Below are 26,615 nucleotides of genomic sequence, written 5' to 3' on the forward strand. Positions count from 1 at the left end.
CAATCTTTCTCTCATTCGATCATTAAAAATAATTGTTACTTTGGCACATTATATCTAATCATCCTTTAAACATGTTGCAAAGAATTAAAATATCCAGTCTGTTTTTACTTGTTCTACTGTTCAGTGCGTTTGCGGGCAATGCATCGAAGATAGATTTCTATCAGATCAAAATTTACCACTTGAAAACCGATGCGCAAGAAAAAACAGTGGATAATTATCTTCAGAATGCATATTTACCCGCGTTGCACCGTATTGGAATTACAAAAGTAGGCGTGTTTAAACCCATTGCAGGCGATCAGGCTGCAGTTATAGAAAAGCTTATTTATGTATTTATTCCTTTGAAATCATTCAATGGCGTTTTGGAGCTGGATGAAAAGTTAGCCAAAGATAAACAATATGCTATTGACGGTAAAACCTACCTTGATGCAGCTTATAGCGAGGCTCCTTACGAGCGATTAGAATCTATTGTTTTAAAGGCTTTTGAGGATGCTCCTCATTTTATGCTTCCTAATCTAAAATCGCCGATGAAAGAAAGGGTGTACGAATTAAGGAGTTACGAGGCACCTACGGAGAAATATTTTAAGAATAAAGTTGAAATGTTTAATAAGGGCGATGAAATCGGGTTGTTTAAAAGACTTAATTTTAATGCAGTATTTTATGGAGAAGTGATCGCTGGTAGTCGAATGCCTAATCTAATGTATTTAACCACTTTCGAAAATAGGGCAGATAGAGATGCACACTGGAAGGCTTTCTCGGCAGATGAATATTGGAAAAAGCTTTCTGCAATGCCAGAGTATCAGCACAATGTTTCTAAAAACGATACTAAATTTGTTTACCCGACAGACTATTCAGATTTTTAAGAAAGGTAAAAGCTGAAAGCAATTAAATTTCGTGTAAATCTGTACTTTCCGTGGCAAACAAACTAACCAGAAAGATTCAGAAGTTCAGAATGGCGTAATTTTAGATCCTGAAACAAGTTCAGGAGGACGACTGCAGGATCTGAGCCATGAAATCTTAATGTTCTTAACTGCTTAATGGTAAGAAAGGTAAAAGCTGAAAGGCTAAAGCTCAAAGCAATTAAATTTCGTGTAAATCTGTGCTTCCGTGGCAAAAAAATAATCCAATCCAGATAGATCCTGAAACAAGTTCAGGAGGACGATCGCTGGGATCGAGCTATGAAATCTTAATTTTCTTAATTACTTAATGGTAAGAAAGGTAAAAGCTGAAAGACTAAGCTCAAAGCAAAATTAAATTCCGTGTAAATCTCTGCTTCCGTGGCAAAAAAATAATCCAATCCAGATAGATCCTGAAACAAGTTCAGGAGGACGATCGCTGGGACCGAGCTATGAAATCTTAATTTTCTTAATTACTTAATGGTAAAGATAAAAGCGGATATCGTCAGCGAGCTACTCAAAAAAGTATTTCTTTGTTCTCACGTTCAGTCAGAATCAACTGATTCACCGTTTCTTCAAATTTTACAAAATCGAGTGGTTTAAATAAAAAACAGTTGCCCTTATCAAAGGCATCAATGGCCTTATTGTCATCGGCACTTATAAATACAACAAATTTCACACTGTTTCGAAGCATTCTGGCCATATCAATTCCTGATATTTCCATTTGGACATCCAGAAATAGGAAATCAATTTTTCCGTATTTCCAAAAGGCGGCCATGGCATCTATTGCATTCGTAAAACTTCCCTTTAGCTGGAGTTTGTCTATTTTGGAAACAAAGTTTTCAAGTGTTTTTATACTCATTTGGCTGTCATCTATAATTACACAGCTATAGGATTGTGATAGGGGGAAATTCATTTGTAATAAGCAATTTTACAAATACTTACAAAATGCCTGCCATTCGATTGTTTTTTAAATTTGTAATACAAAAACGCTTTGTTTAAAATATAACTAATCAATGTTTTATAGTCAAATAAGGTTAGAAATAAACTATTTGTGTGCTTTGTGTTTTTTTTGATAATATTGATTGTTTTGTGTAAATAGTTTGCCGAAGTTCTTTAAATATTGTACCCTATACTGTAAAACAGCTAATCTGATAAGCCAGCTGTTTTTATAAAGAGATAACTGTAGTACCCATCATTATTTCGCTAACCAAATTAATTTTCTCATCATGATCCGCTGGTAATTGAATTAGTCGTTGATCTTTATTTATTCTATTACCTAATGCCCTTAATTTCTTAATGATAGAAAACATCACCCCATCTCTGGTAAAAAATTAGATAGGCAAACGATTGCGCGGTTTTTGTACCTAAAAACGCACCATTTCCTTTAATGTGTTTGTTAACTTTATCCCATAGCAACTAAATTATCAGCTTGCTTAACTTAAACACATAACCAAATCAAAATTTAATGACCCCGCATTATTTTCTTAAACATTTTAAAATAACCAACCCCAAAAACCAGCCTAAGCGTGTTGTTTTGGCATGTGCGTTTTTTTTAATTGCCTCTCCATTTTTTGCTTCTGCTCAACCAGCTGCTCAGCAAACCAATCATGTAACCGAAAAAGTTACTAAAGTGCTTAGTGCAAAAAAGATCAATACCACCACAGTAGAATTGTTGCTTTCTGATAATCAACGTTTAACGTTAGATTTTTACGGTGATCATATTTTCCGTCTTTTCGAAGACCCTACAGGAGGTTTTATACGCGATCCGGAAGCAAAACCAGAAGCCAAAATTTTAGTCGAAAACCCACGCAGACCGGTTTCAAAACTGGATATTAAAGATGAGAATAATCAACTGTTCATTTCTACCGGTAAGATTACTGTTCTTTTCGATAAAAATACCTCACTGATCAAAATTATCAACCTTGCTACACAAACTGTGGCTGTTGAAGAATTAGCACCGATTCAGTTCGAAAAAGGGAAAGTAACCCTTAGTTTGAAAGAAAATCCACAGGAGTATTTTTATGGTGGTGGCGTCCAGAACGGTCGTTTCTCTCATAAGGGAAGAGCCATTTCTATCGAAAACCAAAACAGCTGGACGGATGGGGGAGTAGCTTCACCAACACCTTATTATTGGTCTACCAACGGTTATGCTGTAATGTGGTATACCTTCAGTAAGGGAAATTACAATTTTGGTGCTAAAGAAAAAGGATTGGTGAAATTGGCACATGAAACCGATTACCTGGATGCTTTTTTTATGATTAACGATGGTGCAGTACCCTTATTGAACGATTTTTATCAACTTACCGGAAATCCGATTTTGTTGCCAAAATTTGGTTTCTACCAGGGACATTTAAACGCTTACAACCGAGATTTTTGGAAAGAAGACGAAAAGGGAACTTTATTTGAAGATGGTAAACGTTACAAAGAAAGTCAGAAAGATAATGGCGGTATAAAAGAATCGCTTAACGGCGAAAAAAACAATTATCAGTTTTCAGCCCGTGCGGTGATCGACCGTTATAAAAAATACGATATGCCTTTGGGCTGGTTACTTCCAAATGATGGTTATGGCGCAGGTTATGGCCAAACCGAAACATTGGATGGCAACATTCAGAACTTAAAGAGTTTTGGCGATTATGCCCGTAAAAACGGCGTGGAAATTGGACTTTGGACACAATCCGATCTCCACCCTAAACCAGAAGTAAGTCCGTTATTGCAGCGCGATATTATTAAGGAAGCCAGAGATGCAGGCGTTCGTGTATTAAAAACCGATGTAGCATGGGTTGGAGCCGGTTATTCATTCGGGTTGAATGGCGTTGCCGATGTAGCCCAGATTATGCCTTATTATGGCAATAGTAGCCGCCCGTTTATCATTTCGTTAGATGGCTGGGCAGGTACACAACGTTATGCCGGTATTTGGTCGGGTGATCAAACTGGTGGCGTTTGGGAGTATATCCGTTTCCACATCCCTACCTATTTGGGTTCTGGTTTATCTGGTCAACCGAATATTACTTCCGATATGGATGGTATTTTCGGCGGTAAAAATCTAACCATCAATACCCGCGATTTCCAATGGAAAACCTTTACGCCAATGGAATTAAATATGGACGGTTGGGGCGCTAATGAAAAATATCCACATGCATTGGGTGAACCTGTAGCTTCGATTAACCGCAACTATTTAAAACTAAAATCGGAGTTGATACCCTATACTTATAGCGTAGCTAGAGAAGCGGTTACCGGATTGCCGATGATCAGGGCAATGTTTCTGGAATATCCAAATGCCTATACCAAAGGGACTTCAACACAATATCAATACTTGTACGGACCTTCTTTCCTAGTGGCGCCAATTTATCAGGCTACCAAATCAGATGAACAAGGTAACGATATCCGCAATGGTATTTATTTACCAGAGGGAACGTGGATTGATTATTTCACCGGAGAAAAATATACTGGAAACAGCATTCTCAACAGTTTTGACTCGCCGTTATGGAAATTGCCTGTTTTTGTGAAAAATGGTGCCATTATCCCGATGACGAATCCGAATAACAACGTTTCTGAAATCAATAAAGCAAACCGTATTTATGAATTATATCCTTTTGGAAAAACTTCATTTACCGAATATGATGATGACGGTGCAACAGAAGCCTATAAATTAGGGAAAGGTGCTTCTACTTTAATTGAATCAGCACTAGATCAGAAGAACAATGCCTTGGTAACTATTCATCCTGCAAAGGGCGATTTTGATGGCTTTGTGAAAGAGAAAACAACTGAATTCGTAATTAACGTTACCGAAAAACCAAAAAGGTTAACGGCAAAAGTTGGGAACAGTAAAATAAAATTATCAGAAGTAAACTCAAAAGACGAGTTTTTAAAACAGTCTAACGTTTATTTCTACGATGCAGCCCCGAACTTAAACCGTTTTGCTACAAAAGGAAGCGAGTTTGAAAAAGTGGCAATGGTTAAAAACCCGCAATTGTTGGTTAAACTTCAATCTACCGATATTGCCATCAATCCGGTAATACTTAGTATAGACGGTTTTAAATTCGAGCCCGTAAATAAACAACGTGCATCAACAGGTAAATTAACTGCTCCTGCTAATGCAAGGGTAAGTGATAAAAACAGAGAAGCCTATACGCTTAGCCCTAGCTGGAGTAAAGTGAGCAATGCAGATTTTTATGAAATCGATTTTAACGATATGCATTATACTACTATCCGAGATACTGCTTTGTTGTTTGATGGTTTATTAGCCGAAACAGCTTACAGTTTTAAACTGCGTGCAGTAAATAAAGATGGCTACTCGGATTGGACGGAAATTAAAGCAACAACCAAAACCAATCCGCTAGAGTTTGCTATTCAGGGTATTGTTGCCGAAACTACGGTAGAAAATCAAGGTGGTTCTGGTATCAATAAATTATTCGATTATGATGAAGGTAATACCTGGCATACCAAATGGGGTGTTAAAGCAGTTCCTTTTGATATGATCATTGATCTGAAATCGATCAATCAACTGGATAAATTCCACTACCTGCCACGCACAGGAAGAGGGAACGGGATTTTATTAAAAGGTAAAGTTTTTTATAGCAATAATAAAGAAAGCTGGACAGAAGCTGGTGCATTTGAATGGGCCAATAACGACGAAATTAAAATATTCAATTTTACCGCTCATCCTGCTGCACGTTACCTCAAAATTGCTGTTGCTGATGGTGTAGGTGGTTTTGGTTCAGGTAGAGAGCTATACGTATTTAAAGTTCCTGGTACCGAAAGTTATCTCCCCGGCGATATCAATAGCGACCGTTTAATTGATAAGAACGATTTAACTTCTTACATCAATTATACTGGTTTAAAAAAAGGTGATGCTGATTTTGAAGGTTATATCAGCAATGGCGATATCAATAAAAACAATTTGATAGATGCTTACGATATTTCAGTTGTGGCTACACAGCTTGAAGGAGGTGTGAAAAATGCTAAAATCGATAAAATTGCAGGTAGAATGGAAATCAGTACTGCTAAACAAGCTTATAATAAAGACGAAATCATCGAAATCAAAGTAAAAGGAATAAACCTGAAGTCAGTAAATGCTTTAAGTTTTGCACTGCCATACAATGCACAGGATTACGATTTTGTAAGTGTTCAGCCTTTAAATATCAAACAGATGGATAACCTGACCAACGATCGCCTGCACACCAATGGCGCTAAGGTTTTGTATCCAACCTTTGTAAACATTGGCAACAAAGATGCTTTAAACGAAACTTCCGATCTGTTTATCCTGAAATTAAAGGCAAAACGCAAACTACAGTTCATGCTTAAAATTAGTGAAGGCACTTTAGTAGATAAGAATCTCAATTCAGTTAAATTTTAGTTAGTAGTGATTAGTGCGAAGAGGTCGGTTTTTAATCGGCCTCTTTTTTATTGGCACTAACTTGAACACAAGAATAGATTCGGTAATAAGTTTGCAAAGTGTATCTTTACAACTCGTCTATTTCAAAAGAGGCAGGGTTTAGCTAAGGCATTCTCCCATCAAATTTTGTTGTTCAACTATGAGATTAATTAGTCTAACTTGTTTTCTTCTACAATTTTTTTCCCTCTTTACTCCTGTTAAAGCGCAGGTATCCCATGTCGATAACCAGCCTGTAATAGCAGGCCATTATGTAATTAAAACATACGGTATAAATGAAGGACTGCCTTCAAAAAATACAACAGCTGCTTTAAAAGATAAAAGGGGATTTATATGGGTAGGTACCGAAAACGGTTTGTGTAAGTTTGATGGTTATTCTTTTAAAATTTATGTAAATATCCCCGGCGATACAACATCACTAACCAATAACTATATCAATGCTGTTGTAGAAGATCAGAATGGTGTTTTCTGGGTGGCTACCATGAACGGTTTAAATAAATTCGACCCTGTAACAGAGAAGTTTGAGCGTTTTTATCATAAAGAAAACAAAAGAACATCGTTGAGCAATAATAAAATATGGTCGCTACTCATTGATAAAACAAATAAGCTCTGGGTAGGTACCGACGATGGTTTTAACCTTTTTAACAAAAACTCAGCATCCTTTACAGTTTATCAGCCCGACATTAAAAATCCAAATGCCATTAAAGGGAAATCGGTTAATGCCATTGCAGAAGATAAAGAAGGAAATTTATGGTTAGGCAATTGGAGCAAAGGACTAAATAAATTTGATCAAAAGACACATCGCTTTACCAATTACACACAAAAGGAAATAGCGGGCGAAAAAAATCCAAACGATATCTGGACACTTAGCATAGATGGCGATGGCATGATATGGGTTGGTTGCTATTGGAAAGGTGATCTGTTCAGATTCGATCCGAAAACAGGGAAATTCAACACCTACAGTAGTAAAGGCACTGGTAACGCTTCAGTATTTAGTGTATTAAATTTAGGCGCGAAAAAAATGCTGGTTGGCGGAAACTCCGGATTATTTTGGGTAAACACCGAATTAAATAAATGGGAGAAAATAGAAGAACTCGAATTTTTTGCCAACGGAGGTCTATACCGCGATAAAACAGGAATGATATGGGTTTGTGGTAAAAATGGTCTCAGTAAAATAGACTTTAACCAATATAAATTTAATTTTATTTCCCTTCCTTTTGGGCAGGCCGACATCAAATCCATCATCAGTTATGGTAAGGATTTTTGGGTAGGCACAAACAAAGGTTTGTTTAAATATAATCCCGATAATCGTTCAGTAATTAAACTGCTGCATACCAGTAATGCAAATAGTTTATCAAGCTCTGATATTATTAACCTATCTACCGATTTAAATGGCAGGCTATGGGTAATGGGCGAAAATGGTTTCGACTGTTACGAGGAGAAAGAGAATAAATTTGTTCACCATCATCACCGTTCGGCACTTGGTAGTTTTTTTAACGAAGATGTTTTTAGAGATTTAATTGAGGTAAACAATAACGAATATTATTTGGCTACCGATGCTGGTTTGAAAGTGTATAACGAAAAAACCGGCAGTTATACACATTACTTTAACGACCCTAAAAACCAGGCTTCATTGAGTAATAACCATTTGTACTGCCTTTTAAAAGATGCGCAGGGCAATGTTTGGATCGGGACATACGGAAGTGGGCTCAGCCGCTTTAACCCTAAAACCAGAAAGTTTAGCAATTACATGATCGATAATTCCAGAAAAGGTGGCATTAGCAATAACATTGTAAATAGCCTTTATCTGGATTCGCACCAAAATGTTTGGATCTGCACCCGCGATGGATTGAATAAATATGTAGTTAAAACAGATACTTTCGAAATATATTCAAAGCAAAACGGTTTTGCAAGCAATGTTTTTACCGATCTGGTAGAAGATAACAATGGCAGGTTATGGGTAACAACCGAACAGGGGATCTCACTCTTTGATCCGGTAAACAAAATGGTAAAAAATTACGATGAGAAAGACGGTGTTTATGCCAATGCCGCTATCTGTAAAAATGCCAAAGGAGAAATTTACCTGGCGGGAAGTAAAGGTATCGTTTACTTTAATCCACAACAGCTAAAATATAATAAAACGGCTCCGGCGGTTTATTTTTCCGATTTTTCTATTTTCAATAAATTAATTCTGCCTGGTGATGATTCTCCATTAAAACTACCGGTGTATATGACCAAGGAGATTACTTTGCCCTACAGCCAAAGTGTGCTTTCTTTTGGTTTTATAGCACTCAATTATACACTTTCCGAAAAAAACAAGTATGCTTATTTTCTCGAAGGTTTTGATAAGAAATGGAATTACAGTGGCAGTGAGCATAAAGTCACCTATACCAATTTAAATCCCGGTAAGTATGTGTTAAAGGTAAGGGCATCAAATAACGATGGCATCTGGAATATGGAGGGCAATTCTATCGTAATTACCATTACACCGCCATGGTACCGTACCTGGTGGGCTTTTTGTATTTATGGACTGGCTTTCTTTGGGATAATTTATGCCTACCTTAAGTACCGTGAGCATCGAGCAAACCTCGAATTTCAGGTGAAGCTGGCCCATGTAGAAAGTGAAAAAGAGAAAGAACTCAGCGAGAAGAAGCTTTCTTTTTTTACCAATGTATCGCACGAGTTTCGTACGCCACTTACACTAATTATCAATCCGGTTAAAGAGCTTTTATACAAGAACGATAAAAATGTTGATACCACTGATTTAAATATTGTTTACAGAAATGCAAAACGGCTTTTAAGTTTGGTAGATCAATTGTTATTGTTCAGAAAAGCAGATACCTATGGCGGAAAATTAAAAGTAGCTCCCGTAAATCTGGTGAGTTTGTGTAAAGAAGTATTTCTTTGCTTTGTGCACCAGGCCAGGTCTAAAAATATTGTATTTGAGTTTATATGCCCCGATGAATTGATCCCATTTTATGCTGATAGGGAAAAAATAGAGATTGTGTTTTTTAATCTCCTAGCAAATGCCATAAAATTTACGCCCGAAGGCGGTACGGTTAAAATGATTGTAAAAAGTAATCAGGAAAATATAAATGTGCTTATAGAAGATACAGGCTGTGGTATTACCAGCTTCGCAGGAGAAAAACTCTATGAAAAATTTTATCAGGATCCAGGAAATAAATCAGCAAAAGGAGGTTTTGGTATTGGTTTGTACCTGGCTAAGAATTTTATAGAAATGCATGGTGGAGCGATAAGTTACACCAGTGTTGAAAATAGAGGCACGGCATTTAATATTGCCTTATTAAAAGGAATAAGCCATTTTAAAGATGCGGTAATTTTGCAGGAGGAACTGGTAGATACTGATTCATCGTTATTTAAAGAGTTAATAGAGGATGAAATAACGGCAAATAATATTGTAAAAGCAGCAGAAGAACCGTTGATTGATAGTCAGCTCGCTGTGGATTTAAAAACACTTTTGATTATTGATGATAACGTTGAGATCAGAGAATACCTGAAACAGGTTTTCAGAATGGATTATCACCTTTATGAAGCGAGCAACGGAGAAGACGGGTACGATATGGTAAAAGAACTATTGCCGGATATTGTGATATGTGACGTAATGATGGATGGTATAACCGGGATAGAACTTTGTAGTAAAATAAAAGAAGATGTAGCCGTTTCTCATATTCCTATTATCCTGTTAACCGCTATTTCTGCGCCAGAAGTTAAACTTAAAGGAATAGAAGGCGGGGCCGATGATTACATTAGCAAACCTTTTGATAAAGATTTTTTAAAAGCGAGGGTAGCCAGTATACTAAAGAGTAAAAATGCGCTGCAAAAATACTTTTATAACGAGATTACCCTCAATTCGAACAACACGAAAATCTCTGCAGAATACAAAGAGTTTTTGGATAACTGTATCCGTATTGTAGAAGAACACCTGATCGATCCCGATTTTAATATCGATATACTGACTGCAGCTATCGGTATGTCGAGATCTAATCTTTACCGCAAAATAAAATCCATTTCTGGTCAGTCAGCGAATGGCTTTATTCGTTTTATCAGGTTAAGGAAAGCTGCCGAAATTTTTATCAATACCGATAAAACCATTCAGGAAACTTCTTACATGGTGGGCATTAACGACCCGAAATATTTTAGAGAGCAGTTTTATAAACTCTTTAACATGAACCCATCGCAGTACATTAAAAAATTCCGCAAGCCGTTTTCCAATAACATTAATACCACAGTTAAAAAAGGTAAATAGCAAGTAGCCATTCATCTGTTATTTTTAATAATCGGCCTCAAAGCATTGTTTTGGGGTTTTTTCGGTTTGTTTACCCCTCTAATTTGGACTGTTTGTACCCCTTAGGAGTTGTTTGTTGGCGCTAATTTAGCCTTCCATAAAGCAGTGTTATAATCGCGATTCCGATAGAGGGTTCTGTTGGGTAGGTTGTAAAATTGATCTGCTAACCAAATATTAAACTTGCAAACCAATATGAGAAGAAAAGTTCTGAAAGGATTTTTGCCAAAATTCTTTACAATTAAAACACTGGCATTTCTATTTATCGTATCCATCAGTTTACCGGCAATGGCATCTTTAGTTTCTGTTAAAACAGGGATAAAGAGTCAGCTTAAAGAAATTGTGATAACAGGTACGGTAACAAACGAAACTGGCGCTACATTTCCAGGTGTGGCGGTTAAGATTAAGGGAACCGAAAAAGCAGTGCAAACTGATGCAAAAGGTAAATTTAGTATCAGTGTTGCAGCCACAACAGATGTACTTGTTTTTTCCTATGTGGGCTATACCATTCAGGAGCAAACGGTTGGTGATAGAACAACCATTAATGTTCAGCTTAGTTCTGATACCAAAACACTAAACGAATTGGTAGTGGTTGGCTATGGAACACAGAAAAAAGCAACATTAACCGGATCAATCTCGCAGGTAAAAGGAGCCGACCTGGTTAAGAGTCCGCAACCGAATTTATCCAATTCATTAGCTGGCCGGTTTTCTGGGGTGGTAATTAACAATAGGAGCGGTGAGCCGGGTTTTGATGGCTCAAACATCACCATCAGGGGTTTGGCTACAACCGGGAGCAACAGCGTATTAGTTGTTGTAGATGGAATACCCGGACAAATTGGTGGTCTAGAACGCCTAGATCCAAATGATATTGAAAGCGTTTCGGTATTAAAAGATGCCTCTGCTGCCATTTATGGCAACAGGGCAGCCAACGGTGTAATTTTAGTGACTACAAAAAAGGGAAAAACTGGTAAGCCAACCATCAACTATAGTTTTAACCAGGGTTTTAGCTCACCAACAAGATTACCTAAAATGGCTGATGCGGCAACCTATGCACAGATTATGAATGAAATTAATTTCGATTCAAATCCGGCAGGCGGCCTTAATCAGTCGTACACGGCAGATCAGATCGAAAAATTTCGTAATGGTTCCGACCCATTGTTATATCCCAATACTGATTGGATTGACCAAACCTTAGAAAAAACTGCGCTGCAAAGCCAACACAGTCTTTCTATTAACGGGGGCAGCGAGGATGTAAAATACTACATGTCGTTAGGTACTGTTTCTCAAGATGGTTTGTATAAAAATGGGGTAACCAAATACAATCAGTATAATTTCCGCACAAATATAGATGCCAACGTTTCTAAATACCTTAAAGTTGGCTTATCGGTATCAGGAAGGCAAGAAAACCGTCTGTTTCCTCAGGTAGGGGCTGGCGATGTTTTCAGATCCATTTATAGGGCGAAACCTATTGTATCGGCTTATTACCCAAATGGTTTACCAACAACCGGTATAGAAAATGCAAATCCAGCCGTACAGGTTACAGATATAGGCGGAACAAATAAATCGCCAACGCAGGTTTTAAATGGTATTTTAAGGGCTAGTTTTATTATTCCTGGAGTACAGGGGCTTTCTGTTGATGGTTTCTTCTCTGCTGATAAATCCAACGTATTTACCAAAAGTTTCAGCAAACCATACCTACTCTATCAATACGATCCTACATCTAAAAACTATAATAGCGTAATTGTTGGTGGCAATAACCAAAAAGCTACCTTGACCGAAAGCCATAAAAATGAATCGTTGCTTACCGCAAATATCAAACTAAATTACGCACGTAAGTTTAACCTGCATGATATTAATGCTTTTGTGGGTTACGAACAAAGCGAAAATCATTTAGAATATTTCGATGCACAACGTTTTAATTTCCTTTCTACTTCTTTGCCAGAACTTTCTCAGGGAGGTACTGCTGCTACGGATTTCTTAAACTCAGGCTATAGCACAAATTATAACCGCCGAAGTATAATTAGTCGTTTGGCTTACAGTTACGATGATAAATACCTTTTTGAAGGGCAGTTGCGCGTAGATGGATCATCAATTTTTCCTCAGGGTAAACAGTATGGTTATTTTCCTTCAGTTTCTGCAGGGTGGATAATCTCAAGAGAAAAGTGGTTTAATGAAAACGTCAAATTTGTTGATAATTTAAAAATCCGTGCTTCATACGGAGCACTTGGTAACGATAACGTAAATGGTTTCCAGTACTTTGATAATTATGTTCTTGTTGGAAATGGATTTGTAGCCCAAAGCCCAGGTGCAACATCATCAACCATACAGCCGGGCGTAAATTTAGTTAAACTTGCAAACCCGAATATTACCTGGGAAGTAGCCAAAAAACTCGATATCGGTTTCAATGCCGTTATATTTAAAAACTTTAGTATCGAAGCTATCTATTTTCAACAAAAAAGATCTGATATCTTGGCCACCCGTAATGCATCATTGCCAGGTTCTTCAGGAATTGTAAACCCTTTCGGGTCTGATCCGCTGGTACCTTCAGAAAATATTGGTAAAGTTAATAATACTGGTTTTGAAGCTACTTTAGGTTATAACCATAATGGCGAAAACTTTAAATGGAATGCATCAGGCAATATCACTTACGCAAAAAGCAAAGTAATTTTTATAGATGAAGCCAGTGGTACACTAGATTATCAACGCCAAACCGGCAGACCATTAAATGCTAACCTGCTTTACAATAGCATTGGCATATTTAGAACGCAACAAGAGTTAGATGCTTACCCACATGTAAGCGGCGCTAAAATTGGCGATCTTAAATACCTCGATTATAATAATGATGGCAAAATAACCGCCGATGACCAAACCAGAACGCCATATAGTAATATCCCTCAGATTACTTATGGTTTTACGCTTGGCGCTTCTTATAAAAACTTTGATGTATCGATGGTATTGGCTGGACAAACCCAGGTAAGCCAATACGTTTTGCCAGAATCTGGTAGTATCGGTAACTTTTACAGCAGTTGGGCCGATAACAGATTTAGTGCATCTAATCCGACCGGAACTTACCCAAGGGTAACTGACCGTGCATCGAATGCGATTAGCGGTGGGCAGTTTAACAATACTTTTTGGCTTAATGATGCCTCATTTTTAAGGCTTAAAAATGTAGAAATTGCCTATAACATTAAGGCCAGTTTCTTAAATCGGATCAATGTTTCGGGATTAAGGCTTTATGCGAGTGCATTTAACTTGTTCACCATTTCTAAAGTAAAAGATTACGATCCTGAAGGAACCAGTGGCAGTGGGCAGTTTTATCCACAGCAACGCATTATTAATTTGGGCGCCAATATTAAATTTTAAACATCATGAAGAACAAATCAATATATATATCACTTTTAGGCCTGTCTCTTATCTCAACGAGTATTGTAGGCTGTAAAAAAGATTTTTTAAATGTAGAACCAACAGATCGGATCTCTACATCTGCTATAGAAACAGATACAGCTGTTTTTGAAGCCTATGTAACCAACCGTTATATCGCCAGTAGATTGCAGGATAAAGAGGGCGACGGTTCTTCACCGGGTTTTGGCAGAGGTTTCGAATATAGCATGTGGAGCTCATTTACCGATGAATCTATTTATAATAATGATGATGCCACCTGGTTGATCCAAAGAGGACAGCTGGCACCTGAAAATTTAGGCAGTGCTGGTGTATATTGGGGAAGGAGCTACAAAAGCATCAGAGAATGTAATTATGCACTCGAAGTGCTTGGTAAAATTGGAATGAGTGCAGCACATAAAAAACAATTAGTTGCGGAGCTTAAGTTTATTAAGGCCTTCCGTTATCAGGATTTAATTAGGAATTATGGTGGCGTAGTTTTGATGGGCGATAAGGTAACCAACCTGACCGATAATTTGCAGGATCCGGCATTGTTTCAACGCGCCTCGATTAAAGAATCTATAGATTATGTAGCGGCACAGCTTGACCAGGCTGCAGCAGATTTACCTTTGGATAATAGCAGTAGCTGGATGGTAGGGAGGGCAACAAAGGGCGCTGCACTTGCGCTAAAATCCCGCTTGCTTTTATATGCTGCTAGTCCGTTGTATAATGCTGGTACCTGGCAGGCAGCTGTTACGGCAGCCCAGGCAGTTATTTCTCTAAATAAATATGGAATTTACACGGGCGGTTATGGAAATTTATTCTTAACCGACCAAAGCAATGAAATTATTTTCGCGAGGTTGTTTACAAAAAATGCGAACCATACCCATTTAGAAATTGCCAATGGACCAAACGGTTATGGCGGCTGGGCTGGTAATACACCTTTGCAAAACCTGGTAGATGATTATGAAATGGCCAACGGTAAAGCCATTACCGATCCTACATCTGGTTACGATAACAACGAACCATATAAAGGTCGTGATCCTCGTTTTGCAGCCACTATTTTATACAATGGTGCAGCTTATCGCGAGCGTAATGTAGAAACCTTTATTCCGGGGGGGAAAGATAGTAAAGATGGAAATGATAACTGGAACACAACCAAAACAGGTTATTACCTTAAAAAATTTATGAATGATGCTTATCCATTGCAAAACCCTTGGGGTAATGCAGGGTTTCAGCCTTGGATTTATTTTAGATATGCAGAAATTTTGCTTAATTATGCAGAAGCTGCAAACGAAGCCTATGGCCCTGATGCTGTTCCTTCCGGATCAACAATGTCGGCAAGGCAAGCTATTAATATGGTAAGAGCAAGGCCAGGTGTAAATATGCCTGAATTGGCCGTTGGGCTTACCCAAACACAAATGCGCGATGCGGTTCGTTATGAGCGTAGGGTAGAGCTCGCCTTTGAAGAACATCGTTATTATGATGTGAGGAGATGGAAAATTGCCGATGTAACAGAAAATAAACCCGCCGGCGGGATAATTATTACCAAATCGGGTGCTGGATTTACTTATACACCTAAAGTTGCTTTAGACGGGCGTAAGTTTGAAACTAAACATTATTGGTTACCAATACCTAGGGCCGAAATTTTAGCTTCAGGTGGTAAATTGCAGCAAAACACTGGTTATTAAAAAACAATTTAACCATCAATGATAAAGTATTATAAACAAATCGGCTACTTTCTTACTTGCATTTCTTTGTTTTGCTGTGGTAATGCTGCGGCCCAGCAAATTGTAAAGATTGAAATTGACCCATTGGTTCAATTTCAAACAATAGAAGGTTTCGGGGCATCTGATGCCTGGACTTGTCAATTTGCCGGATTATGGCCTGCAGAAAAAAAGGATAAGATGGCCGATTTGCTTTTTAGTACCCAAACTACAAAAACGGGTCAGCCCCTTGGTATTGGCCTTAACATGTGGCGTTTCAGTATTGGTGGTGGCAGTGCCGCCCAAGGTAAGGCAAGCGATATTGGCGACGAATGGCGTCGTCAATACGCTTTTCTGCAACCAGATGGCAGTTATGATTGGAACGCGATGCCAGGGCAAACCTGGTTTTTAAAAGCCGCTAAAACCCGTGGCGTAAAACAGTTTATCGGCTTTGTAAACAGTCCGCATGTGCTTTTTACCAAAAATGGAAAAGCTTATTCTACCGATGGTAACTGCAACCTGAATTTTGATAAACTTCCCGATTTTTCAGCCGATATGGTAGCCACAATTAAAGGGTTGAAAAAAACTACAGGGATCGAATTGGATTACCTTAGTCCAGCAAATGAGCCACAGTGGAAATGGAATGAGCACAATCAGGAAGGTTGTCCTTATAACAATACTGAACTTGCTCAACTTTATAAAGGCGTAAATGATGCATTTGCGAAAAATCAGATCAAAACCAAAATACAGATAGGAGAGGCCGGCCAGCTCGATTATTTATACGATAATGGAAACACCGCAAAGGGAAATCAGGTCTATCAGTTCTTTAATGCTTCATCTCCGAATTATGTTGGCAACTTATCCAATATTGATCAATCTATTTCTGGTCATAGCTATTTTACAACAAGTCCTGAACAAAAATTTATTAATACCCGTAAAAAAACAGCTGAAGCAGTAGCCCGGATAAAAGGTTTAAGGTATTGGATGTCTGAATATTGTGTGCTGGGTGATGATGTGCTAAAGGGTGAAAAGCGTGATTTGGGTATGGTAACAGCACTGTTTATTGCCAGACTAATCCACCACGATCTGGTTTTATCGAATGCCACATCATGGCAGTGGTGGCTGGCCGTATCGGCTGGCGATTATAAAGATGGGCTGGTATATATTGATAAAAATAAAACAGACGGGCAGGTTTATGATAGTAAAATGTTATGGGCTTTAGGCAATTATAGCCGTTTTATCAAAGCAGGTAGCAAACGTGTTGGGGTTAGTATAACAAACGGAAAAGAAAAACGGATTTACATATCAGCATATCTGGATAATAGCAATCTGGTTACTGTAGCCGTTAATACAAGTGAGCAAGATATCGACCTGGATCTGGAAATAAAAGGAAGTAAACCAAATGTGGTGCAAACCTATGTTACATCTGCAGCATATAATTTATCACCATATAAGCAATATAAAAGTAACCAGGGTATTAGGGTTCCGGCTAAATCTATTACCACAATAGTAAGTAAGTAAACCCAGTTTGGGGATGCTTGAATATCCAAAAATTTAATCCTTTTCCAATTTTGTTCTCTGGAACAAAGCACCTTATCTATGTAGGGAAAGGAAAACTATGCATATAATTTTATAAAACATAAATACACATCTTCATGAAACATACCTTCAAATACCTCATTTTTAAGGTAATTTTAATTACTTGTTTTGCCAGCTTAGGTGCTTTTGCACAGGCTCAGCACACTTTTAAACTTGCAGACTCTGTTTTTCTGCTTGATAATAAGCCTTTTCAAATAATATCTGGCGAAATGCATTACCCCCGCATACCAAGAGAAGCCTGGCGCGATAGAATGAAAATGGCTAAGGCGATGGGCTTAAACACCATTGGTACCTATGTATTTTGGAATGTACATGAACCACAGAAAGATAAATTCGATTTCTCGGGCAATAATGATATTGCCGAATTTGTGCGTATTGCAAAAGAAGAAGGATTATGGGTATTGCTTCGCCCTAGTCCGTATGTATGTGCCGAATGGGAATTTGGTGGTTATCCATTTTGGTTGCAGAACATTAAAGGTTTACAGGTAAGGAGTAAAGAAGCACAATATTTAAAAGAATATAAAGAATACCTTACAGAGATTGGTAAACGGTTAGCGCCATTGCAAATTAACCATGGTGGCAACATCTTAATGGTACAGGTAGAAAACGAGTATGGCTCTTACGGAAATGACAAGGAATATCTGAAGATCAATGCTCAGCTCTTTAAAGATGCTGGTTTTGACGGCGTGCTTTCTACCTGCGATCCTGTTTCTGCATTAGAAGGTGGTCATTTAGCGGGTTTGCTTCCAGGCGTAAATGGCATCGATAATCCTGCGCAGATCAGAACGCTGATCAATAAATATAACAATGGTGCCGGACCTTACTTTGTGCCAGAATGGTATCCGGCCTGGTTCGATTGGTGGGGTACAAAACATCATCAGGTAGATCCAAAAACGTATGCCAATAAATTAGATACTGTACTTAAAGGAGGGATTTCTATTAACATGTATATGTTTCATGGCGGTACAACCAGAGCTTTTATGAATGGGGCAAATTATAACGATTCTACAGCTTACGAACCACAGATTAGTAGTTATGATTATGATGCACCTTTAGATGAGGCAGGTAATGCGACACCAAAATTTATGCTTTTCCGCGAAGCGATTAAAAAGAATTTGCCCGCAAACCAAATACTTCCTGTTGTACCTGCCGCCAAGCCGGCAGCTGCATTGCCTGTAATTACCTTTACCAAATCAACAGACATCTTTAACTTGGTTGGGAAACCACAATTAAGTGAAAAACCATTAACCTTCGAAGCCCTTAACCAACCTTATGGTTTTGTATTGTACAGCAGCACAATAAAAGGGGGGCGCAAAGGCGTAATTAAAATCAACGAGCTGCGCGATTATGGCCTGGTATATATCAATAAAAAACTTGTTGGTGTTTTAGATAGAAGGCTTTACCAGGATAGTTTAACAGTTAATCTTCCTGCTGGCAATGTACAACTGGATATTTTAGTAGAAAACATGGGTAGGATTAATTTTGGGCCTTACCTGCTTAAAAATAATAAGGGGATAACCAAAAGCGTAACCTTCAACGGTACTGAGATTAAATCGTGGAAAATGTACCCACTGCCATTTGATACTGTAAACACTCAAAAATTATTGCCTAAGGTAATTAGCCAATCGGCCGCTGTACTTAAAACTGCTTCTTTTAATTTAACAAAAGTAGCAGATACTTATTTAGATATGCGCAAATGGGGCAAAGGCGTGGTTTGGGTTAATGGACATAATTTGGGGAAATATTGGGGCATTGGACCGCAACAAACCATTTATTTGCCAGCAGAATGGTTAAAAAAAGGAAAGAATGAAATTGTAGTTTTCGAACTGCTTAAACCTACACAGAATACATTAACCAGTTTAGATAAAGCTATTTTAAATGAGTTAAAAAATAAATAACATTTCGATTTTCTTCTGGTTAACGCCTCACTAACCAAATATTAAATCATTACCTATGAAAATTAAAACGTCAATTGCAACAATGGCCGTTATGTTAAGCGCGTGCTTAATGGGCTGTGAAAAAAAAGAATTAACAGAAACTCCGCTCGAAATTGAAAAAACGGAGGTCACGGATGCTCAAAAAGCAGATGCAGAATCGGTTGGTGCTGCGGGAATTGCAGGTGTAAATTGGGCAGATGGCCGCGACAATTTTGTTGATGGCTGGGTAATCCCCTCAGGGTTAACCGCTGGGGATGATTACACCACCGTATCGGCAAAAGCAAATGCAATATTAACGGGTTTTCAAAATAACATGCCGGGTGTAAATACGGTAAGGTTACCAATTAATCCGCCAAGTGTATCCGATTCGTGGTGGGGCGCATATACCGGGGCAATAGATCGCGCTTTAAGTAAAAACATGAAGGTTATACTTGCTTGTTGGGAGAGTGCATCTTCCCATAATGGTACTATCGATGACACTACTCAGTTTTGGGCCATGTGGCAAACCGTAGTTAATAAATATGGAAGTAATGCAAACGTGTATTTCGAACCCATGAATGAGCCCTATGGTTATACATTGGCCCAATTAACCACTATTTATGCCGAATGGCTTTCCCGTTACCCCAATGTAAGCAAAGGCCGGATTCTTCTAGGTGGTACTGGCTACTCGGAAAATGTAACAGCCGTTGGCGCTGATAGCCGATTTTCGAGCTGCCTCTTATCCCTACATAATTATGCATTTTGGGCTACCAGAACACAATCGGCCTGGGAAGCTGACTGGCGAAACCGTTTTGGTAATTATGCAAGCCGTACCGTGGTTACCGAATACGGTGCAGCCATGACTACGGGTAAAAATTATACCGGTTCTGTTGGTAGCGATAATGAAATTGCCTATATAGTTGGTTCTACCAATGTATTCAGAAACGATAAGGTTGCCAGTGTGTACTGGCCAGGGCTTAGAGATAACGACAGTTACAGTATTCAGAACCGCGGCGGAAGCGGAACAAATATTACATTAACAACTACCAATCAATCGGGATTAACCCGTATTAGATATGGCTGGGGTTTATAATAAGATTTAAGGAAAAGAGATTGTATCATAAATATAGATTTGTCATCCTGAGCTTGTCGAAGGATTTGCTTAAATACCCTTTAAGTTGTTTCGACAAGCTCTCCGTAGGAGTCCTTTGGACAACATGACAGAATCTGAGGTGAAATCGCCTTTATGATACAATCTCTTTTGCTTTATCACGATAAACATAGTTAATTGCCGAAAATCTCATCGGGAAATGGCACTGTTTTTCGGGTCGCCTTTTCTACAGGCATTTGCGCCCCGCGTTCTTTTAAGGTTTTGCCTAAAAGCATGGCTAATTTCGCGCAATTGTTTGATTATTGTGAATCTATGTTTTATAGTATTTGGAATATTAACAAGATGTAATTAGGATATTGTGATCATGAAAAACAAGGTAGATGTAAATAGGTTTAGGGGTGTTAAAACATCATTTTTATGTTATATGTCTGTTTTAATTACAATGAGGTAGGAAAAGTAAATAAATAATTAAAATTTCTGATTGTATTTAACAACATGATCTCTAAAGATTTAACTGTTTTTTATTTAGTTAATGTTAAGTTTTTATTAAATAGATTGACTCTGTTCTTTGCGGTAATGAATTTAATTTCTAACTTCGCAGCCTCGAAAGGGACAAAATGATTCCGTAGCTCAGCTGGTAGAGCATTACACTTTTAATGTAGTGGTCCTGGGTTCGAATCCCAGCGGGATCACAAGAAACAATATCAAAGAGAACTAAAACCCTGCAAATCAAATGTTTGCAGGGTTTTTGCTTTTACGGGTTATACCAAAATATGCACGAAATCGCATATAAAATGTGCGTCATTCGGTGCGTCGTTCTTTATAATATCAAACTCCCCTAATTCGTATTAATACATTGATAGTCAGCTAGTTTAATAGATGAACATCTTGTATGAATGAAACTGCAAAGCTATTTTTGTTTAACCTTAATGTTATCGTTATGAAAACTAATTTTAGCGTGCTTTTCTTTTTGAAAAGGCCAAAAAACTACACAAAAGGGGCTGTTTACTTTATTTTTTTAAGAATTACAGTAAACGGGGTTCGTGCGGAAATCTCAACAAGCAGAAATTGCGAACCAGAGCGATGGAATGCAAAAGCCGGAAAAGTCATTGGCACAAAGGAAGATGTTAAAACTTTGAATGCCTATCTGGAAAATATGAAAGCAGAAGTTTATGCGGCACATACCCTGCTAAGTGTGGACGGAGCGGAAGTAACCGCCGATAGTGTAAAATGCAAATTCTTAGGCAAAGAGGAAAAGGCACATACCATACTAGAGGCCATTAAAACCCACAATGAAAAAATGAAAGCATTAGTGGATAAAGAAGAATATGCACCAGGAACGCTTAGAAGATTTGAAGTATTGGAAAGGCATGTGGAAGATTTCATTGCCGCAAAATATGGCAGAGCGGATTTTAACGTAAAACGCATAGACCACGAGTTTATCGACGGTTTTGACTTCTACCTGCATACGGTTAAGGAAAACGATACCAATACCGCAAATAAGCATATTAAAAACCTCAAAAAGATCGTAAGCATCTGCAGGAAATATAAATGGATCAGTACTGACCCCTTCTTTGGCCATATACTAAAATCCAAGCCTGTCCACAGGGAGTTTTTAACCGCTGATGAATTGCAGAAAATTACCCTAAAACAGTTTACAACTGACAGGTTATCGCAGGTACGTGACTTTTTTCTGTTTAGTTGTTATACTGGGCTTTCCTATGCGGATGTTCAAAAACTTAAACTTGCAGACATTAGTATTGGGGTTGATGGAGAACGTTGGATATTTACCTACAGAAAAAAAACAGATACAAGGGCAGCAATTCCACTACTGCCGATAGCGGCAAGCATTCTGGATAAGTACAAGGATCACCCTTATTGCCTCAACAACAACAGAGCTTTACCGATTTCCAGCAATCAGAAAATGAATGAATATTTGGTTGAAATTGCAGCACTTTCAGGAGTTAATAAAACATTGGGCAACAGGATCGCCAAACGTACTTTTGGCACTACTGTAACTTTATTGAATGGCGTACCTATCGAAAGCGTATCTAAAATGCTTGGACACACCAATATACGTACCACTCAATTATATGCAAAGGTATTGGATACCAAAGTAAGTGAAGATATGGCTCCGTTAATGGGGAAATTTGTCGCCCAAAATATCAAAGCTTGTGAAGTTACAGAATCCAAAATAAGCGCAGACATTGCTTTGCTCAGGGAAAAGTATAATGAAGTTTGTGATAGCCGAAGCTTTTAAAATGAAACGATTTTATTAAATTTATTAAATTGCCTGTTCATGTGTTAACCAAACTATGTCTCGTTAGTCATGAACAGGCATTTACATTCAGATTAAGCGTGTCTATCAGTAGCAACCTGATAAGTAGGGTCTTCTATGATGTTCACATCAATAATATCTCCCGCATTTTTCAAAAGGAGTATGCAATCTTTACTTAGGTGCTTCAAATGAAGTTTTTTACCCAGTTGATGGTATCTCTCGGTAAGTTTATTCAATGCTTCTATACCGCTCATATCTGCAACCCTGCTTTCTTTGAAATCAATAATTACTTCATTGGAATCCTCCTGTACGTCGAATTTCTCATTAAAAGCTGCAACGGAACCGAAAAATAGCGGTCCATAGATTTCATAGTGCTTCACACCATTTTCATCAATATATTTTTTTGCACGAATTCGTTTAGCACTTTCCCAGGCGAATACCAATGCGGATATGATTACTCCTATCAAGACCGCTAAAGCAAGATTGTGAAGCCAAATAGTGATCACCGCAACCAGCATTCCAACAAAAATATCTTGTTTGGGCATTCTGTTGATGATACGGAAACTAACCCATTCAAACGTTCCTATTGCTACCATAATCATAACTCCGGTTAAGGCAGCCATTGGCACACGCTCAATAATTGGCGCACCAAATAAAATAATGGCTAAGATAGTAAGAGAGGCAATTATACCCGACAATCTCGCTCTGGCACCAGCGGACAGGTTGACTAAGGTTTGGGCGATCATCGGACATCCTCCCATGCCAAAGAAAAAACCATTAGCTATATTGGCTGCTCCCTGCGCAATGCACTCTTTGTTGCCATTGCCCTTTGTACCTGTCATCTCATCAACCAGATTAACAGTAAGCAAGCCTTCTGTTAAACCTACTCCGGCCATAATCAACGCATATGGAAATATAAGTTGAAGTGTCTCTAAATTAAACGGTATCATGGGAATATGAAAAGGCGGGAACCCTCCGCTAACAGATGCGATATCTTTTACCGTTTTTGTATCAATATTTAATCCGAATACTAACAGGAAAACAACGACAATAGCCACGAGTGATGGCGGGACGGCTTTTGTGATTTTAGGCAAAAAGACCACGATTGCAATGGTTAAAAGAACAAGCCCTGCCATAATCATCAAAGGTGTACCACTTAGCCAGCTGACCTGACCATTTACAACAGTTTTGAACTGTTCTAACTGCGCCATGAAAATAATCACCGCAAGACCATTGACAAACCCGTACATTACAGGTTGCGGTACAAGTCTGATAAATTTTCCCAATTTAAGGACACCTACAAGTATTTGGATAATACCTGCTAGCGCAACAGCGGCAAATACATATTCGATGCCGTTGGATTTCATTAGTGCGATGAGTACCACAACTGTTGCACCCGCACCACCTGAAACCAATCCTGGTCTGCCACCAAATATCGAGGTAATTAGCCCCATAATAAATGCAGCATATAAGCCCACCAGCGGGGGAAATCCGGCAAGTATGGCAAAGGATAAGGATTCCGGCATCATTGTCATCGCCACGGTTAAACCTGCAAGAATTTCATTTTTGTAATTAATCTTTTGCGAAAAGTCAAAGAGACCTAAATAAGTTTTAGTCATGAATTAAAGTGTATAGGTGAATAATAAAAGATTCAATCAAAATTTCGAACAGCATTGTTGCTGAACGACATTTAAACTTTTAGAAATGCCAAAAGGAATTTCAAATAAAAAACTGTTTTAAAAATTTGGATATAGAAAATTTGCCTTGCTAAGAACAGCTAGTGCATAAAAAGACGAACTGATGTTGATCAGTGCTTTGTCACTCGGTTATATGAAACTTTATCCTTTTTTCTCATTTCGATTGCTGCAAAGATATAAAAAAACTGTATTTCTGGGAAAATGATTTATATTATATATTCTATCTTTGGCTATATGGAGAAATCAGCAATAGATAAAATCATGGCTCCGGTAAGCCGGTTTATTCATTTAGAATACACTAGCGGTATAGTATTGCTTGCTAGTGTCATTGTGGCGATTGTTTGGGCAAATTCTGGCTACCATGAATTTTATGAGCATTTGTGGCACATTAATTTTTCAGTGGGGTTTGATAACTTTATGCTAACCCACCCACTCCATATCTGGATTAATGATGGGCTAATGGCAATTTTTTTCTTCGTAATTGGCTTGGAATTAAAGCGGGAATTTATGGAAGGAGAACTCTCTTCACTAAAAAAAGCATCCTTACCTATGACTGCGGCGCTTGGGGGCATGTTATTACCTGCGTTGATATATTTTGCAATAAATAAAGGTACAGATGCTGATCATGGCTGGGGAATTCCAATGGCAACCGATATAGCTTTTGCCCTTGCGCTTTTGTCCATGGCAAGTAAGAACATTCCAGTTTCTGTAAAAGTATTTTTGTCTGCATTGGCCGTAGCAGATGACCTCGGGGCAGTACTTGTAATAGCGTTCTTTTATACAGCTGAAATAAATTTTATCTCGCTTGCAATCGGTGGCGGCTTCCTTATAGTTTTAATCGCAGGTAATTTATTGGGTATAAGAAGTAGTCTATTTTATCTAATCATAGGCATCGGTGTTTGGATAGGATTTTTGCTTTCCGGTGTACATGCAACAATAGCTGGAGTGTTAGTAGCTTTTACTATTCCTGCGGTGACTAAAATAAATGAACAAATTTACTCGGATAATCTTAGGAAGCTGTCCTACGATTTTGAGACGGACATACCGGAAAAAGGAAGTCTTATCACATCTAAGCAAAATAAAACTATACAAAACGTAAAGCGTTTGAGCATGGCTGCCGAGACCCCATTACAAACAATTGAACATGCCCTGCATCCATGGGTTGCTTTTGGTATCATGCCATTATTTGCCTTAGCTAATGCTGGCATCGTCATCGGATCAGACTTCTTTTCTTCTATCATAAATCCGGTATCAATTGGCGTGGCAGCAGGATTGATAATAGGAAAATTTACCGGGATTCTTCTTTTTTGCTGGATTATGGTCAAACTTAAATTAGCCAGTTTGCCGGAGCAAGCCAATTGGAAGCACGTCGCCGGGGTTGCACTGCTTGCGGGTATAGGCTTTACGATGTCATTATTTGTTAGCGGACTGGCTTTCAAAAACCCGGTTTTCATCGATCAGGCCAAGTATGGAATTTTAATCGCTTCAGTTCTTGCCGGGCTAATTGGCACTGTTGTACTCAAACGCATTGGCAAATCCGGTAGTTGACAAATTGGCCTACATCTTAGGTTTCTGCATTCATAGCTATAAGGAGGAGAACCCAAGTACTACTTTCCGTAAATGCCCAGAGCGAGAACAGTGGGATGGCTTATGTGCGAAGGGGTTTCGCAGGCCGCACCGTGCGTGGGGATTATAAATTATGATAGATTTTTTTAGCAATTCTATATAAAACAAAACCCATTGCGGTTTTTGCAATGGGTTTTCTGGAATAAAATATCCTTATTTAATTCTTATTTATTCTCCTGTGCTTTCAGTAAACGCTCATAGAGAGCTTCTTTTTCTGCATGGAGTTTTTTAATTTCTTCTACCGTCTCCATTAGTTTATCTAATGGGTTGAATGTGCATTTGTAATTTTCTGCGTATGCAACTGAATCATCCTGAAAAGTGTTTGCAATTATATTTACAGCTCTTTCCTCGTCAAAATTCCTGATTGCCTCCTCTGGAACCTTCAATATCTGAGCAATTTCCGCTAAAAGCGCATCTTCAATTTTTTCTTTGGATTCCAGAACTGAAATCTTTTTCTGGCTCCAATCCTCACCCAAAGAAGCGGCAAGCCCCTCCTGTTTAATCCCCATCATTTCACGAAAACGTTTCACATTTCTGCCTTCATGCACTTTATTTGGACAATCAGTTGTAGTACTCATATATTGTTAATTTGAATCAAATGTAAATATATCTATTTAAACATAAAAACGGTGGGACTTGCAATGCTGTTTGATCTTTTTTTGAATGGACTAGTATTTATTGCGACCTATCTGCATTAAATCCTGTGTTGGTCT

General features: G+C 38.3%; 13 protein-coding genes and 1 tRNA gene. 11 read left to right on the forward strand and 3 right to left on the reverse strand.

The genetic code is table 11. The annotated features are described in order from the left end of the window. The first annotated feature begins 71 nt into the window (after window positions 1–71). Complete coding sequence (locus J7E57_RS06190; protein WP_215126085.1) at window positions 72–860, forward strand: NIPSNAP family protein; 789 nt, start codon at window positions 72–74, stop codon at window positions 858–860. Window positions 861–1,410: 550 nt separating this feature from the next. Here J7E57_RS06190 and J7E57_RS06195 read toward each other — a convergent pair. After that, a complete protein-coding gene (locus J7E57_RS06195; protein WP_215126087.1) occupies window positions 1,411–1,809 on the reverse strand; it encodes a LytR/AlgR family response regulator transcription factor in 399 nt (132 codons plus the stop codon). Between the two features lie 552 nt (window positions 1,810–2,361). On the opposite strand from J7E57_RS06195, the gene J7E57_RS06200 reads away from it, so the two are divergent. The 9 genes from J7E57_RS06200 (at window position 2,362) to J7E57_RS06240 (ending at window position 22,561) form a co-directional block, all read left to right on the forward strand. Continuing rightward, on the forward strand, window positions 2,362–6,252 hold the full coding sequence (locus J7E57_RS06200) for a TIM-barrel domain-containing protein (RefSeq protein WP_215126090.1): 3,891 nt from the start codon (window positions 2,362–2,364) through the stop codon (window positions 6,250–6,252). 178 nt (window positions 6,253–6,430) lie between these two features. Next, window positions 6,431–10,555, forward strand: a complete 4,125-nt coding sequence (locus J7E57_RS06205; protein ID WP_215126092.1) for a two-component regulator propeller domain-containing protein — start codon at window positions 6,431–6,433, stop codon at window positions 10,553–10,555. A 231-nt stretch (window positions 10,556–10,786) separates the two neighbouring features. Next, on the forward strand, window positions 10,787–13,954 hold the full coding sequence (locus tag J7E57_RS06210; RefSeq protein ID WP_215126094.1) for a SusC/RagA family TonB-linked outer membrane protein: 3,168 nt from the start codon (window positions 10,787–10,789) through the stop codon (window positions 13,952–13,954). 5 nt (window positions 13,955–13,959) lie between these two features. Beyond that, complete coding sequence (locus J7E57_RS06215) at window positions 13,960–15,660, forward strand: RagB/SusD family nutrient uptake outer membrane protein (protein WP_215126097.1); 1,701 nt, start codon at window positions 13,960–13,962, stop codon at window positions 15,658–15,660. Window positions 15,661–15,678: 18 nt separating this feature from the next. Continuing rightward, window positions 15,679–17,196 (forward strand): glycoside hydrolase, encoded by a 1,518-nt coding sequence (locus tag J7E57_RS06220; protein WP_215126099.1) that lies wholly within the window; start codon window positions 15,679–15,681, stop codon window positions 17,194–17,196. Between the two features lie 134 nt (window positions 17,197–17,330). Further along, window positions 17,331–19,172: a glycoside hydrolase family 35 protein gene (locus tag J7E57_RS06225; protein WP_215126102.1), complete on the forward strand. Its 1,842-nt coding sequence runs from the start codon at window positions 17,331–17,333 to the stop codon at window positions 19,170–19,172. Between the two features lie 55 nt (window positions 19,173–19,227). Continuing rightward, complete coding sequence (locus tag J7E57_RS06230; RefSeq protein WP_215126105.1) at window positions 19,228–20,283, forward strand: cellulase family glycosylhydrolase; 1,056 nt, start codon at window positions 19,228–19,230, stop codon at window positions 20,281–20,283. Between the two features lie 637 nt (window positions 20,284–20,920). Further along, a tRNA-Lys gene (locus tag J7E57_RS06235) sits at window positions 20,921–20,993 on the forward strand. Window positions 20,994–21,241: 248 nt separating this feature from the next. After that, the gene (locus J7E57_RS06240; protein WP_215126107.1) at window positions 21,242–22,561 is read left to right on the forward strand and encodes a site-specific integrase; all 1,320 of its coding nucleotides are present in this window, start codon (window positions 21,242–21,244) and stop codon (window positions 22,559–22,561) included. Window positions 22,562–22,653: 92 nt separating this feature from the next. On the opposite strand, the gene J7E57_RS06245 is transcribed toward J7E57_RS06240, so the two are convergent. After that, window positions 22,654–24,198, reverse strand: coding sequence for a SulP family inorganic anion transporter (locus J7E57_RS06245; RefSeq protein ID WP_215126109.1), 1,545 nt, complete (start codon window positions 24,196–24,198; stop codon window positions 22,654–22,656). 312 nt (window positions 24,199–24,510) lie between these two features. On the opposite strand from J7E57_RS06245, the gene nhaA reads away from it, so the two are divergent. Then, window positions 24,511–25,824 carry a Na+/H+ antiporter NhaA gene (gene nhaA, locus J7E57_RS06250; protein ID WP_251029817.1) on the forward strand — a complete coding sequence of 438 codons (1,314 nt, stop codon included), beginning with the start codon at window positions 24,511–24,513 and terminating at the stop codon, window positions 25,822–25,824. Between the two features lie 242 nt (window positions 25,825–26,066). Here nhaA and J7E57_RS06255 read toward each other — a convergent pair whose 3' ends face one another. Continuing rightward, on the reverse strand, window positions 26,067–26,480 hold the full coding sequence (locus J7E57_RS06255) for a helix-turn-helix domain-containing protein (RefSeq protein ID WP_215126112.1): 414 nt from the start codon (window positions 26,478–26,480) through the stop codon (window positions 26,067–26,069). Window positions 26,481–26,615 lie beyond the last annotated feature (135 nt).

It is taken from the genome of Pedobacter sp. ISL-64, from assembly GCF_018613605.1.
Lineage (GTDB): Bacteria > Bacteroidota > Bacteroidia > Sphingobacteriales > Sphingobacteriaceae > Pedobacter.